The following is a 14564-nucleotide window of genomic DNA, read 5'->3' as shown; positions in this document are numbered from 1 at the left end:
TTGCGCAGGCGTCTACGTTTCACCACAACACTGACATCGCTCTGGCAAGGATGTTAGGATGGACCACGGATGATAATGACGGTAACAAGCATGTTAGACAATGTTTTAAGAATTGCCACACGCCAAAGCCCACTTGCACTCTGGCAGGCACACTATGTCAAAGACAAGTTGATGGCGAGCCATCCGGGCCTGGTCGTTGAACTGGTACCGATGGTGACGCGCGGCGATGTGATTCTTGATACGCCGCTGGCGAAAGTAGGCGGAAAAGGCTTATTTGTAAAAGAGCTGGAAGTCGCGCTCCTCGAAAATCGCGCCGATATCGCCGTACATTCAATGAAAGATGTGCCGGTTGAATTCCCGCAAGGTCTGGGACTGGTCACTATTTGTGAGCGTGAAGATCCTCGCGATGCCTTTGTGTCCAATAACTATGACAGTCTGGATGCGTTACCGGCAGGCAGTATCGTCGGGACGTCCAGTTTACGTCGCCAGTGCCAACTGGCTGAACGCCGCCCGGATCTGATTATCCGCTCCCTGCGCGGCAACGTCGGCACTCGCCTGAGCAAACTGGATAACGGCGAATACGATGCCATCATTCTTGCCGTAGCCGGACTAAAACGTTTAGGTCTGGAGTCACGTATTCGCGCCGCGTTACCACCCGAGATTTCTCTTCCGGCGGTAGGACAAGGTGCGGTCGGTATTGAATGCCGCCTTGATGATACACGCACTCGCGAGCTGCTTGCCGCGCTGAATCACCACGAAACTGCACTACGCGTTACCGCAGAACGCGCCATGAATACCCGTCTCGAAGGCGGATGTCAGGTGCCAATTGGTAGCTACGCCGAGCTTATTGATGGCGAAATCTGGCTGCGTGCGCTGGTCGGCGCGCCGGACGGTTCGCAGATTATTCGCGGTGAACGCCGCGGTGCGCCGCAAGATGCCGAACAAATGGGGATTTCGCTGGCAGAAGAGCTACTGAATAACGGCGCGCGCGAGATCCTTGCTGAAGTCTATAACGGAGACGCCCCGGCATGAGTATCCTGGTCACCCGCCCGTCTCCCGCTGGAGAAGAGTTAGTGAGCCGTCTGCGCACACTGGGGCAGGTGGCCTGGCATTTTCCGCTGATTGAGTTTTCTCCGGGTCGACAATTACCGCAACTTGCTGATCAACTTGCAGCGCTGGGGGAGAGGGATCTGTTGTTTGCCCTCTCGCAACACGCGGTTGCTTTTGCCCAATCACAGCTGCATCAGCAAGATCGTAAATGGCCCCGACTACCTGATTATTTCGCCATTGGACGCACCACCGCACTGGCGCTACATACCGTAAGCGGACAGAAGATTCTCTACCCGCAGGATCGGGAAATCAGCGAAGTCTTGCTACAATTACCTGAATTACAAAATATTGCGGGCAAACGTGCGCTGATATTACGTGGCAATGGCGGTCGTGAGCTAATTGGGGATACCCTGACGGCGCGCGGTGCTGAGGTCACTTTTTGTGAATGTTATCAACGATGCGCAATCCATTACGATGGTGCAGAAGAAGCGATGCGCTGGCAATCCCGCGAGGTGACGACGGTCGTTGTTACCAGCGGTGAAATGTTGCAGCAACTCTGGTCGCTGATCCCACAATGGTATCGTGAGCACTGGTTACTACACTGTCGACTATTGGTCGTCAGTGAGCGTTTGGCGAAACTCGCCCGGGAACTGGGCTGGCAAGACATTAAGGTCGCCGATAACGCTGACAACGATGCGCTTTTACGGGCATTACAATAACTCTCATAACAGGAAGCCATAATGACGGAACAAGAAAAAACCTCCGCCGTGGTTGAAGAGACCAGGGAGGCCGTGGACACCACGTCACAACCTGTCGCAACAGAAAAAAAGAGTAAGAACAATACCGCATTGATTCTCAGCGCGGTGGCTATTGCTATTGCTCTGGCGGCGGGCGTCGGTTTGTATGGCTGGGGTAAACAACAGGCCGTCAATCAGACCGCCACCAGCGATGCCCTGGCTAACCAACTGACGGCATTGCAAAAAGCCCAGGAGAGCCAAAAAGCCGAGCTGGAAGGCATTATCAAGCAACAGGCTACGCAGCTTGAACAGGCGAATCGTCAGCAAGAAACGCTGGCAAAACAGTTGGATGAAGTCCAACAAAAGGTCGCCACCATTTCCGGCAGCGATGCTAAAACCTGGCTGCTGGCTCAGGCCGATTTTCTGGTGAAACTCGCAGGACGGAAGCTGTGGAGCGATCAAGACGTCACGACCGCTGCAGCGTTGCTGAAAAGTGCAGATGCCAGCCTGGCGGATATGAATGACCCGAGTCTGATTACCGTTCGTCGGGCAATTACCGATGATATCGCCAGCCTTTCTGCGGTATCGCAGGTGGATTATGACGGCATCATCCTTAAGCTTAATCAGCTTTCAAATCAGGTAGATAACCTGCGTCTGGCCGATAATGACAGCGATGGTTCGCCGATGGATTCCGACGGTGAAGAGCTTTCCAGTTCCATCAGCGAATGGCGTATCAATCTACAAAAAAGCTGGCAGAACTTTATGGACAACTTCATTACGATTCGCCGTCGTGATGACACCGCCGTACCGCTGTTAGCGCCAAATCAGGATATCTATCTGCGCGAAAATATTCGCTCTCGCCTGCTGGTCGCGGCACAAGCCGTACCGCGTCATCAGGAAGAGACTTATCGCCAGGCGCTGGAGAACGTCTCCACCTGGGTACGTGCTTACTACGATACTGATGATGCCACCACCAAAGCGTTCCTCGACGAGGTGGACCAGTTAAGCCAGCAAAATATCTCGATGGATCTCCCGGAAACCCTGCAAAGCCAGGCGATGCTGGAAAAACTGATGCAGACTCGCGTGCGTAACCTGTTGGCACAACCGGCAGCGGGGACAACGGAAGCTAAACCTGCACCTGCACCTGCACCTGCACCTGCACCTGCACCTGCACCTGCACCTGCACCGCAAGCTGATACTCCGGCAGCCGCGCCGCAAGGAGAATAACCATGCTAAAAGTGTTATTGCTCTTTGTTTTGCTGATTGCGGGGATAGTGGTTGGCCCGATGATTGCCGGTCATCAGGGTTACGTATTGATTCAGACCGACAACTACAATATTGAAACCAGCGTCACTGGCCTGGCGATTATTTTGATTCTGGCGATGGTAGTGCTGTTTGCCATTGAGTGGCTACTGCGGCGGATCTTCCGCACAGGCGCACACACCCGTGGGTGGTTTGTCGGACGTAAGCGTCGCCGTGCCCGTAAGCAGACCGAACAGGCGCTGCTGAAACTAGCGGAAGGCGATTATCAGCAAGTTGAAAAGCTGATGGCGAAAAATGCCGATCACGCTGAACAACCGGTGGTGAACTATCTACTGGCTGCCGAAGCCGCGCAACAACGTGGTGATGAAGCACGCGCCAACCAACATCTGGAACGCGCAGCGGAGCTGGCCGGCAATGACACCATTCCGGTAGAAATCACCCGTGTACGTCTGCAACTGGCCCGTAATGAAAACCATGCTGCACGCCACGGCGTGGATAAGCTGCTGAAAGTTACGCCACGCCATCCGGAAGTATTACGTCTGGCGGAACAGGCGTATATCCGCACAGGTGCATGGAGTTCGCTGCTGGATATCATCCCATCAATGGCGAAAGCCCATGTTGGTGATGAAGAACATCGTGCAATGCTGGAACAACAGGCATGGATTGGCCTGATGGATCAGGCGCGTGCCGATAACGGTAGCGAAGGTTTGCGTAACTGGTGGAAAAACCAAAGCCGGAAAACGCGTCATCAGGTGGCGTTGCAGGTGGCAATGGCGGAACATCTTATTGAATGTGACGATCATGATACTGCCCAGCAAATTATCATCGACGGCCTGAAACGCCAGTATGACGATCGCCTGCTGCTGCCGATCCCGCGTCTGAAAACCAATAACCCGGAACAGCTGGAAAAAGTGCTGCGCCAACAGATCAAAAACGTGGGCGATCGCCCGTTGTTGTGGAGCACACTGGGTCAGTCGCTGATGAAGCACGGCGAATGGCAGGAAGCATCGCTCGCCTTCCGCGCGGCGCTGAAACAACGTCCGGACGCCTACGATTACGCATGGCTTGCCGACGCGCTGGACAGACTGCACAAGCCGGAAGAAGCCGCAGCGATGCGCCGCGACGGTTTGATGTTAACGTTGCAGAACAACCCGCCACAGTAGTTCTTTCTCACCCGGAGGCAAGCACCTCCGGGACCTTTCTGATACATAAAAAAACGCCTGCTCTTATTACGGAGCAGGCGTTAAAACAGGTCTGTATGACAACAAGTGGGTGCTTCACTCAACGTTGTGTCCATGGTGTCTGATGAGGCATAAGCGACATCTGTCAGTGGACGATAAGCACCGTAAACGGCTCTGCGTCATTCCGGAGTTTATGAGGCACTAAGGCGAACATAAGAGATGGAATGAGCATCTACTCGTTTATTATGCCACAGAGAACCGGGAAATAACATCCCTTAACACTTGTTATGAGATAATTCTGTAATCCTCTTTGCTTCCTGAGTAATAACTTCCTGAGTGAATATTTCTCCTGCGCACGATTCTACACATATATATAATGAATAATAAAAGTCATTTAATTAATAATATATATATTAATTGCCGTTAAAACTAAAAACAGCATCAATAATCAACGCGATATAACATCACCGCCTTACATATCACCTGCGCCAGAGGTAGGATTGAAAACGCTCTCCTGATTTTCCAATTCATTTTCTGGATAAATAAATAATTTATTTTCATCACTATTATTTATGCAATCATCCTGTCAGGGAGAGGGATCTCAATTATCAATGCTTAATTACGTCATCATTTTGACGACATGAAACCGGAGCATTTTGCATGGAATTTTCGTTTTCACCCAAACTTCTTGTTGTGGCTGTCGCCGCCGCTCTTCCACTCATGGCCAACGCAGCAGATACCCCGTCAACCGCCACCGCACGCAAAGGCTTTGCCGGATACGATCACCCAAACCAGTATCTGGTTAAACCGGCGACCACTATTGCCGACAACATGATGCCGGTGATGCAGCATCCTGCACAAGACAAAGAAACCCAGCAGAAGCTGGCAGAACTTGAGAAAAAAACCGGTAAAAAACCGAACGTGGTTGTTTTCTTGCTGGATGATGTGGGCTGGATGGATGTTGGCTTTAACGGCGGCGGCGTGGCGGTGGGTAACCCTACACCAGATATCGACGCCGTTGCCAGCCAGGGGCTGATTTTAACTTCGGCGTATTCTCAACCGAGTTCTTCCCCAACCCGCGCCACGATTCTTACCGGGCAATACTCCATCCACCACGGCATTCTGATGCCGCCAATGTACGGGCAACCGGGCGGTCTGCAAGGGTTAACCACTCTGCCGCAGTTGCTGCACGATCAGGGCTACGTCACTCAGGCCATCGGGAAATGGCATATGGGGGAAAACAAAGAGTCGCAGCCGCAGAACGTTGGCTTTGATGATTTCCGCGGCTTTAACTCGGTGTCCGATATGTATACCGAATGGCGTGATGTTCATGTCAACCCGGAAGTCGCCCTGAGCCCGGATCGTTCTGAATACATCCAAAAACTGCCGTTCAGCAAAGATGACGTTCATGCCGTGCGCGGCGGTGAACAGGAAGCCATTGCCGACATTACGCCGAAATATATGGAAGACCTGGATCAACGCTGGATGGAATATGGCGTTAAGTTCCTCGACAAGATGGCGAAGAGCGATAAGCCTTTCTTCCTCTACTACGGCACTCGCGGCTGTCACTTCGATAACTACCCAAATGCGAAATATGCGGGTAGCTCTCCGGCGCGCACCTCTTACGGCGACTGCATGGTGGAGATGAACGATATCTTCGCCAATCTGTATAAAGCACTGGAGAAAAACGGTCAGCTTGATAACACGCTGATTGTGTTCACCTCTGATAACGGTCCGGAAGCCGAAGTTCCGCCGCACGGTCGCACACCGTTCCGCGGTGCGAAAGGTTCTACATGGGAAGGCGGCGTTCGTGTGCCAACCTTCGTTTACTGGAAAGGCATGATCCAACCGCGTAAATCTGACGGCATTGTCGATCTGGCGGATCTCTTCCCTACGGCGCTGGATCTGGCGGGGCATCCTGGGGCGAAAGTAGCGAATTTAGTACCGAAAACCACCTTTATCGATGGTGTGGACCAGACATCTTTCTTCCTGGGAACAAATGGTCAGTCTAACCGTAAGGCCGAGCACTACTTCCTCAACGGTAAACTTTCTGCTGTGCGTATGGATGAGTTCAAGTATCACGTCCTGATCCAGCAACCGTACGCGTATACCCAGAGCGGGTATCAGGGTGGATTCACCGGCACAGTAATGCAAACGGCGGGATCGTCGGTGTTTAACCTGTACACCGATCCGCAGGAAAGCGACTCTATCGGCGTGCGCCATATCCCAATGGGTGTACCGCTACAGACCGAAATGCATGCGTATATGGAGATCCTGAAAAAATATCCACCACGCGCGCAGATTAAATCTGATTAAGCCGGCGCTAACGCTACATCGGGCCACACTGACCTTGCCGGATGCGGCGTGAACGCCTTATCCGGCAATCAACCGCAGGCGGCCACAAAATGGCCGCTTTTTTACTTATTCACCACCATCAAATGCGCCTGCATAATGTCGCTGGCCGGACGACCGTGCGCCAGCAAATCAGCCATTGCTTTAAGATATGGCGGTAGATGGCGGAAATAACGCTGATACCCGGCACACAAATAATTCAGCCCCGGTTTGCCGCTGGCATCGAGCATAAAGCGGTGTTTCGGACAGCCTCCCCAGCACGCTTTTAACACGTTGCAACTGCGACACTGCGCCGGTAACTGCTTAAATTTATCTTCACCAAACACCTGCTGTTGCGGGGAATCTACCATTTCTGCAATTGTCTGCTGAAGCATATTCCCCAGTCGATATTGCGGATAAACATAGTGATCGCAGGCGTAAACGTCGCCGTTGTGTTCAACAATCACCGAGCGCCCACAGGTTGGCTGATGATGGCAAACCGCTCCTGGCGCACCGACAAAATTGGCAAACGCCCATTCGATATTCATCACGAAAATCTTGCCGACGTCGCGTTTGATCCAGTGGTCGAATATCGCCACCAAAAATTCACCGAACTCATCGGGGCGTACCGACCATTCCGTCAGTTCGCCCTGAATATCGCCGGGAGCATGTAGCTTAAGTCCAGCATGAGCAGCCGTTTCATCAGCCAGGCGCTCGACCACCGGAATAAACTGGATGAACTCAGCGCCTGCATCACACAGAAAATCATAGACTTGCAAAGGTTGTAACGCACTGGTGCGATTAACGCAGACCAGCACGTTATAGTCGACATGATGTTTTTGCAGGAGCGTCAGGGCACGCATCACCAGCTTATGCGTTGGTCTGCCGCCTTTGGTCACGCGATATTGATTGTGGATCTCAGCCGGACCATCCAGCGATAACCCTACAAGAAAATGATTTTCTGCCAGAAATGCACACCATTCGTCATCAAGCAGAACGCCGTTAGTCTGGAAGCTGTTACTTATCTTCCTGCCAGCACCATATTTCGCCTGTAGCGCCACGGCACGGCGGTAAAAATCCAGCCCGAGTAACGTTGGTTCGCCGCCCTGCCAGGTAAAAGCCACTTCGTTTTGGGTTTCGCTGGCAGCGATATAGTGACGGACATACGCTTCCAGCGTGTCATCGTCCATATGCGTGACTGGCTTTTCGCGGTAAAGGGATTGTTTTTCGAGATAAAAACAGTAGTCACAGTTCAGATTACAATCGGAACCGCTCGGTTTCGCCATCACATGAAAAGCACGCGTTGGAACCTGTTGCAGCATGGTCGCTCCTTGCCTGAAGTCATCCTTCAATAAGTTAAGGGCGAAATCATACCGTGGCGCAATGAGTTATTACGGGCGTTTATTGCGAAGGGAAAGTGACGAAATGCACAGAAAACAAAAAACCCCGCCGAAGCGGGGTTCAAAATTGGTCGGCGAGAGAGGATTCGAACCTCCGACCCACTGGTCCCAAACCAGTTGCGCTACCAAGCTGCGCTACTCGCCGAAATACTGCTTTTTGAATTTTTAGTTCAATTCTTTAAAGTCGTGGTGCGAGGGGGGGGACTTGAACCCCCACGTCCGTAAGGACACTAACACCTGAAGCTAGCGCGTCTACCAATTCCGCCACCTTCGCATTGTCACAACTTCTAATAATGGGGTGGCTAATGGGATTCGAACCCACGACAACTGGAATCACAATCCAGGGCTCTACCAACTGAGCTATAGCCACCACTACAAATCTTGTTACGCGGTATTACTACCACCGCAGCTCAAGCGCCGGGACTAAATGGCGCGCCCGACAGGATTCGAACCTGAGACCTCTGCCTCCGGAGGGCAGCGCTCTATCCAGCTGAGCTACGGGCGCTTAGCGCCGTTGCGGGGGTGGATAATACGGACTTCCCACCCCTCTGTCTAGTCCCTTTTTAAATAAATTGCGCGTTTGGTTACGGTTTGTGCGTTTTGCTGCTTATTCCTCCAGTTTATGCGCTTTACCGTGGCGATTAAGCCCAAAAATTTTATAAATCGCCGTCACCGCCAGCATAAAGATGATGCCGACAAACAGCGACATACGCGTATCTTCATTAAAGTACATGCCGATCAAAACGCAAATCAGGAATGCCATTGTTACGTAGTTGGCCCACGGGAACAGGATTGAGCGGAACGGATGGCTGGCAATCGCCGCTTTATGCGCACGACGAAAACGCAGCTGGCTTATCAATATCACAAACCATGGCACCATCCCCGGAAGCACGCTGGCACTGTAGACGTAGACAAACACACGCTGCGGATTGGGAATGATGTAGTTCAGGCATGAGCCAATTAACAGGATAGCAATAGATACTGCCACACCCGCAACCGGTACGCCGTTACGGGAAACTTTCGCCATCGCCGTCGGTAACTGACGGTTTTTCGCCAGTGCGTAGAGCATACGTCCGCAACTGTACATGCCGCTGTTACAGCCAGAGAGCGCAGCCGTCAGCACCACAAAGTTGATAATGCCCGCCGCTGCGGTAATGCCGATTTTGGCGAAAGTCAGTACGAACGGGCTACCGTTGCTGCCTATTTCATTCCACGGGAAGATAGTAACGATAACGAAAATCGCGCCTACGTAGAAAATCAGAATCCTCCACAGCACTTTGCCTACTGCACTGCGCAGCGTCACCTGCGGATTCTTCGCTTCACCAGCGGTAATGCCAATCAGCTCCACGCCCTGGTAGGACGCCACCACAATACACAATGCGGTCAGGAACCCTTTCCAGCCCCCCGCAAAGAAACCGCCATGCTCTGTGAGGTTGCTAAAACCAATCGACTGCCCGCCATTGCCAAAGCCAAAGAAAATCACGCCCAGGCCAATGACAATCATCACGATAATCGTGGTGACTTTGATCATCGCGAACCAGAACTCGATTTCGCCGTACAACCGCACCGCCGCCAGATTCGCCAACGCCACCAGCGCCACCGCGATCAATGCGGGTATCCACTGCGCCATCTCCGGGAACCAGAACTGGACATAAACGCCAATGGCGGTGATTTCTGAGATCCCCACCGCCATCCACATAAACCAGTAAGACCAGGCGGTGAGATAGCCAAAGAACGGGCTCATATAGCGATGCGCATAAACGGCGAACGAACCGGTAACCGGTTCGAGGAATAACATTTCGCCCATTGAACGCATGATGAAAAAGACGAACAGCCCGGCGATGATATAGGCCAACAATACGGATGGCCCGGCCCATTTCAGGGTACTGGCGGCCCCCATAAACAGGCCGACGCCAATGGTGCCCCCCAGGGCGATGAGTTCGATATGTCGAGCTTCCAGCCCACGCTGTAGCTCTGGTTTGTTATCTGCCATAAATCCTCGTGTTGTGTTTGCATGCTTTCCGGTGTTACCGGTTATCGTTATGGGTACATCGAGTGTTGCGAATGTTTTCGTAATTCAGGAGAAATGGCAAATAAAGCATTAAAAATTTGAATGCTTTGTGTAATAAAAAAGCAGACAGGCGACGGAGTGACCACTCCGTCGCTTTACAAAGAGAGGAAAATCAGAGGTTGCCGGTGTAGTGCCAGCGTAAATAACGCAGCAAACGAAGCTGACGCTTAATGCGGCTCGGCTGCGAAAGCAGGCGGTAGAGCCACTCCAGCCCCAGCGTTTGCCAGATTTTCGGTGCGCGTTTTACGTGACCGGTGAAAACATCGTAAGTCCCGCCAACGCCCATATACAGCGCATCTGGATGCACCAGACGGCAGTCGCGCATGAAGATCTCCTGCTTTGGCGATCCCATCGCAACGGTGACGATTTGCGCTCCGCTGGCATGAATGCGTTCAAACAGCGCCTGACGCTGCTCGGGTTTAAAATAACCATCCTGGCTGCCAACGATATTCACATTCCACTGGTTGCGCAGTTTAGCTTCAGTTTGCGCCAGCACTTCAGGTTTACCGCCCACAAGAAATACCGGTGTCCCTTCTTTGCCTGCGCGCGCCATCAGCTCTTCCCAGAGATCGGCCCCGGCAACGCGGGAAACCTGCGCCTGCGGGTACTTTTTACGTACTGAACGTACAACGCTGATGCCATCCGCATATTTAAATTCGGCAGCGTTAATTAACTCCCTGACCTCGGCGTTATCTTCAATGGTCAGCATTTTTTCGGCATTAATGGCAACCAGCGTTCCCTGCTTAAGCTGCCCGTCAGCGAACAGATAATCGAGGGCGTGCTGCATATCACGCCAACCGATCAACTGTAAGCCACGCAGCGTATAGGTCGGTGCCGTGGTGTTGTTATTCATTGTTATCCTTCAACCTGCGTCCGGAGCGATGATTTTGTACGTTTATGAATGAGTCCGGCGCTTTCAAAAAGCCAGTACAACAGTTTTGCGATCATCAGACATGCGCCGAAGACCACGATAAAAAAGACCACGCGTGAGACAAACGAATCCAGCCCTTCACGCGCCAGCACGATCATATTGAAGATCGCCCCAAAGCAGAAACTGTGCAATATCGCAGCTTTATAGCGATTAGGCTCGCGGTTGCCCAGCTCATACAGCCAGTCGAACCATTTGATGATCAGTCCAACAACAATCGCCCCGAGCGGGATGAACAACGCGCCGCCCATCACCACCAGTGAGCCTATAAGCGTAGGCGAGATCGCCAGTCCGGAGTGGTTATTCAGCACTTCCCAGGTAAAGTAGTTGGCGGTGTTCAGTACCATACTCGGGCGACCCGGCCACAGCCAGGAAGGGATAAAGACATAGAAATCGCGGACAATGGGAGCCAGACCCTGGAAGTCGATGTTGTCGTAGTTCTGCAACAGCAATGCCAGATTCTCCCACGGCGAAAAGGTATCGCGGGTGAGATAGAGAAACGTATAGAACGCTTCATCACCGCTCACATTCATTCCATAGCGTTTTAGCGCCAGCCAGAACATGCCCACAATCCCCAGCACGCCCGCCGCCGCCAGCATCCACAACGAAATCCAGCCGCGAATAATGCCAATAAACAGGAAGATAGCGAATGCGATGATGATATTGGCGCGAGTGCCGCCGACAATCATATAAGTCAGCAAGCCAAAGGCGACCGTGCTGACGAGGAAAAACAGCCACGCTTTGCTGTCCTGGCGCAGAAAGTAGACCACCAGCATCGCCGGGATGAAAAAGTAAAAGAAGCGTTTTAACGCCACGCCGGAGACTTCACTGGAGAAGATCTGACTGTAGGAGTTAAGCCGGAACAGCAAAAAGCCGTTGTGCATGAAGAAGATGCCGACGCTTACCAGCGCGACGCCCATCAGGATCACCCACGTGAGATTGGTCTCCACGCGGTTCATGGTAAACAGCGGACGGCGCGGTACATCGGCAACGCGTTTGCGTAGGCGGGTTTTGTAGGTGACGTAGTAAACCGCGTAGAAGCAGCCCGCAGAAAGCAACGCCTGCAACAAGATTTCTGGCGGCGCGACACCAACATCAAAGCGAAATACCAGCACGCTGGTCAGCGGGAAGCCGAAGAAAAAGGTGAGCAAAAACAGCAATGAAAAGAAGACATTGAAGTTAAAACGCACACGGCGAAACTCAAACCAGGTCAGCGTGGCAATAAACAGCGTGCAGAGCAGCCAGACAACAAACAGGCCACTGAATTGCAGCAGACTCATGCAACCTCCCCGGCGGCAATCGCCAACGCCCGCTGCCAGCCTTGCAGATAGTTCGGGCTAAAGAAGGCAATGGTGTTTTTATCCACCGACGCCAACTGGCGCTGCGCTTCACGCACAATATCCTCGTTGAGATCGTCGGTAGTAAACAGCACCGGCAAATGCTGTTCCGTCATATCCTGCCAGAACGGATTTTCCCGGTTAAGCACACAAGGAATGCCCGCCTGAATTAGTAAGCACAGCGTACCAATGCCCTGCTGGCGGGCAAAAATAAAGTAACCAAGATCGCACTGACGAAGTAGCGCCAGATAGGCGTCAAATTCCAGTTTTTCGTTCAGAATTTGCAGATTTTCTTCGCTGAATAACGCCAGCCCCGCCTGACGAACTTCCTCGATGTACGCTTCGTTATTAGGCGGATATCCCATCGGCACCACCACTTTTACCGTATCGCCAAATTGCTGATGAACGGCGCGCAAGGCAGCAATATGCTCATTGCTGCGGTCGCCGGAGTTCCCCACCAGAATGGTCATTTTCCCTTTACGTTGCCGATCATTCGCCATCATATTGAGTGAAGGGTCCATCCGCGTCGGGAAGTACAGCAGTTCGCCCCGCACCTTTGGATGCGTTTTGGCAAAAAAGCTCAAATCGCCGCGGGTGGCAAATACACAGCCGACTCGCTTTTGCGCCAGGCGACGTAGTGGGTAAAAAAGCTTATATCTCAAGCCACTGGAAAGCTCGTACAGGTCTGCCCCCCAGATATGCCAGTAAAACTGGCTGGGCTTAATGCCACCACTCAGCAGAGCCAGCCACAGTGTGGGATTGAACTGACCGTGGAAGAAAAAACGCTGCTGACGGTTAGCTTTTGCTTTCGCGATGACCGCTTCCGCCAGCGATTTTTTCCCAGGGAAAAATTGCACAGAAAGCGCCGGACAGCTATCACTTAAGCCGTCGTCCTTGCCAACAACCATAAACTCGCGCGCGTGCTCGCTCGTCGCGGCCAGCGCGTCGTTGAAAAACCGCAGAACGGTTCGGTTATGGTGAGGGATATCCGATCCCAGTACGTGAATCAGTACAGTCATGCCCGCCTACGCCAGAGTAAAAACACGCCACAACAAAGAGAAAAATAGACGATATAGGTTGCCATATAGGCCTGCGCCGCGCCCAGTGCACCATGCGCAGGGATTAGCCAGTGGGCAAATACCATCAATAAAGTGAACTGGCTGACTTCCGCCAGAATATAAAACCGCAGTGACGCTTTGGCGATCACCAGATAACCAAAGACATAAGCGCCCACTTTTAACACATCACCCACTAACTGCCAGGCAAAGAGATCGCGCATAGCGGTAAATTTATTCGACAACAGCAGCCAGATAGCAAAATCACGCAGCAACCAGACGGTAAAACTCGCCGCCGCCACTGCCGGTAAGACGAATTTCAGCGATTTAACCACTTCCCGGGTGATATCGCGCTTTTCCGTTAGCCGCGACAACGTGGGCAGCAAATATACGCTGAACGATGCCGTAATAAATTGCAGGTAGGCATCGGAAATACTGCTCACCCCTTGCCAGATCCCCACCTCATCCCAGCTATACTGCGCCGCCAGCAGTTTACGCATCATGATGTAAGCAACAGGCAAGGTCACCGACGTAATCAACGCCATGAGCGTAAATTTGCTCAACTGCCCTGCCAGGCCGTTATCCCAGCTGGGTTTCAGATAGCTTAACGGGATTGCACCACGCTTAATTAGCATGATGACGGCAGGAATCACCACCAGCGCGGGAATCAGCGCCAGACCCAGCAACGCCCCTTCATAACCGCCCAAACGGTAACTGACGTAGTACGCAAAAACGCCAATCAAGCTGCCGACAATCAGGGATAACGCATTACCTGCGGCATCGCGAAAGCCTTTCATCAACGCCAGTAACAGGTTGCCCCAGGCAATCCCCATTTGCACCAGCGCCACTAAACGCACCAGTCCCTGATAGTCGGTATTACCAAACAATCCCTGGCTGATTGGCGCTGCTGCCAGCACAAAAACCAGCGCCATTAGCGTAGAGAAGCCAAGTACCATCGCTGATGAAGTGCCGACCACGCGGCGCAGCTGTTGGGGATTATCATGGTACTGAGCAACGTATTTGGTTACGCCATTAAAGATGCCAGCCCCGGCAAGCACGCCGAGCACGGTAATCAACTGGCGGAAATTTGCCGCCAGCCCAAGCCCCGCCGGACCAAATGACACCGCCAGCAACTTACCGACCAGTAACCCGGCACCAATCTTGACCAGTGTACTGGCCGCCGTCCACAAGGACGCTTTTGCCAACGACAT

The 14564-nt window shown here is 52.6% G+C and carries 11 protein-coding genes and 4 tRNA genes; 5 read left to right on the top strand and 10 right to left on the bottom strand.

Annotated elements, in window-relative coordinates; translation table 11 throughout:
* The first annotated feature begins 90 nt into the window (after nucleotides 1-90).
* From hemC to aslA, 5 genes are all read left to right on the top strand, one after another.
* Nucleotides 91-1032, top strand: coding sequence for a hydroxymethylbilane synthase (hemC, locus tag G434_RS09235; protein ID WP_001303155.1), 942 nt, complete (start codon nucleotides 91-93; stop codon nucleotides 1030-1032).
* On the top strand, nucleotides 1029-1769 hold the full coding sequence (hemD, locus tag G434_RS09240; protein ID WP_000026054.1) for a uroporphyrinogen-III synthase: 741 nt from the start codon (nucleotides 1029-1031) through the stop codon (nucleotides 1767-1769). The genes hemC and hemD overlap by 4 nt, the downstream gene beginning before the upstream one ends.
* A 21-nt stretch (nucleotides 1770-1790) precedes the next feature.
* Nucleotides 1791-3014, top strand: a complete 1224-nt coding sequence (gene hemX / locus G434_RS09245) for a uroporphyrinogen-III C-methyltransferase (RefSeq protein ID WP_000139073.1) — start codon at nucleotides 1791-1793, stop codon at nucleotides 3012-3014.
* 2 nt (nucleotides 3015-3016) lie between these two features.
* Nucleotides 3017-4213 (top strand): protoheme IX biogenesis protein HemY, encoded by a 1197-nt coding sequence (gene hemY, locus G434_RS09250; protein WP_000921803.1) that lies wholly within the window; start codon nucleotides 3017-3019, stop codon nucleotides 4211-4213.
* Between the two features lie 678 nt (nucleotides 4214-4891).
* Entirely contained in the window at nucleotides 4892-6547 is a 1656-nt protein-coding gene (gene aslA / locus G434_RS09255) for an arylsulfatase AslA (protein WP_000395844.1), read from the top strand.
* Nucleotides 6548-6648: 101 nt separating this feature from the next.
* Here the strand turns inward: aslA and G434_RS09260 are convergent, their stop codons facing one another.
* The 10 genes from G434_RS09260 to wzxE form a co-directional block, all read right to left on the bottom strand.
* A complete protein-coding gene (locus G434_RS09260; protein WP_000941553.1) occupies nucleotides 6649-7884 on the bottom strand; it encodes an anaerobic sulfatase maturase in 1236 nt (411 codons plus the stop codon).
* Nucleotides 7885-8030: 146 nt separating this feature from the next.
* Nucleotides 8031-8107 (bottom strand) — tRNA-Pro (locus G434_RS09265).
* Nucleotides 8108-8149: 42 nt separating this feature from the next.
* A tRNA-Leu gene (locus G434_RS09270) sits at nucleotides 8150-8236 on the bottom strand.
* A gap of 20 nt (nucleotides 8237-8256) precedes the next feature.
* Nucleotides 8257-8332: transfer RNA gene (locus G434_RS09275), tRNA-His, on the bottom strand.
* 58 nt (nucleotides 8333-8390) lie between these two features.
* A tRNA-Arg gene (locus G434_RS09280) sits at nucleotides 8391-8467 on the bottom strand.
* Between the two features lie 102 nt (nucleotides 8468-8569).
* Complete coding sequence (gene thrP / locus G434_RS09285; RefSeq protein WP_000774741.1) at nucleotides 8570-9955, bottom strand: bifunctional threonine/serine APC transporter ThrP; 1386 nt, start codon at nucleotides 9953-9955, stop codon at nucleotides 8570-8572.
* Nucleotides 9956-10145: 190 nt separating this feature from the next.
* Nucleotides 10146-10886, bottom strand: coding sequence for a lipopolysaccharide N-acetylmannosaminouronosyltransferase (gene wecG, locus G434_RS09290; protein WP_001064038.1), 741 nt, complete (start codon nucleotides 10884-10886; stop codon nucleotides 10146-10148).
* A 2-nt stretch (nucleotides 10887-10888) separates the two neighbouring features.
* The gene (gene wzyE, locus G434_RS09295; RefSeq protein WP_000055143.1) at nucleotides 10889-12241 is read right to left on the bottom strand and encodes an ECA oligosaccharide polymerase; all 1353 of its coding nucleotides are present in this window, start codon (nucleotides 12239-12241) and stop codon (nucleotides 10889-10891) included.
* Nucleotides 12238-13317 carry a TDP-N-acetylfucosamine:lipid II N-acetylfucosaminyltransferase gene (gene rffT / locus G434_RS09300; protein WP_000217257.1) on the bottom strand — a complete coding sequence of 360 codons (1080 nt, stop codon included), beginning with the start codon at nucleotides 13315-13317 and terminating at the stop codon, nucleotides 12238-12240. Before rffT ends, wzyE begins: the two co-directional genes overlap by 4 nt.
* Nucleotides 13314-14564 carry a lipid III flippase WzxE gene (wzxE, locus tag G434_RS09305; RefSeq protein WP_000050247.1) on the bottom strand — a complete coding sequence of 417 codons (1251 nt, stop codon included), beginning with the start codon at nucleotides 14562-14564 and terminating at the stop codon, nucleotides 13314-13316. The genes rffT and wzxE overlap by 4 nt, the downstream gene beginning before the upstream one ends.

The organism is Escherichia sp. KTE172, from assembly GCF_000408845.1.
In the GTDB taxonomy this organism is placed as follows: Bacteria; Pseudomonadota; Gammaproteobacteria; order Enterobacterales; family Enterobacteriaceae; genus Escherichia; species Escherichia coli.
This window is presented reverse-complemented; position numbering and strand designations above follow the sequence as displayed.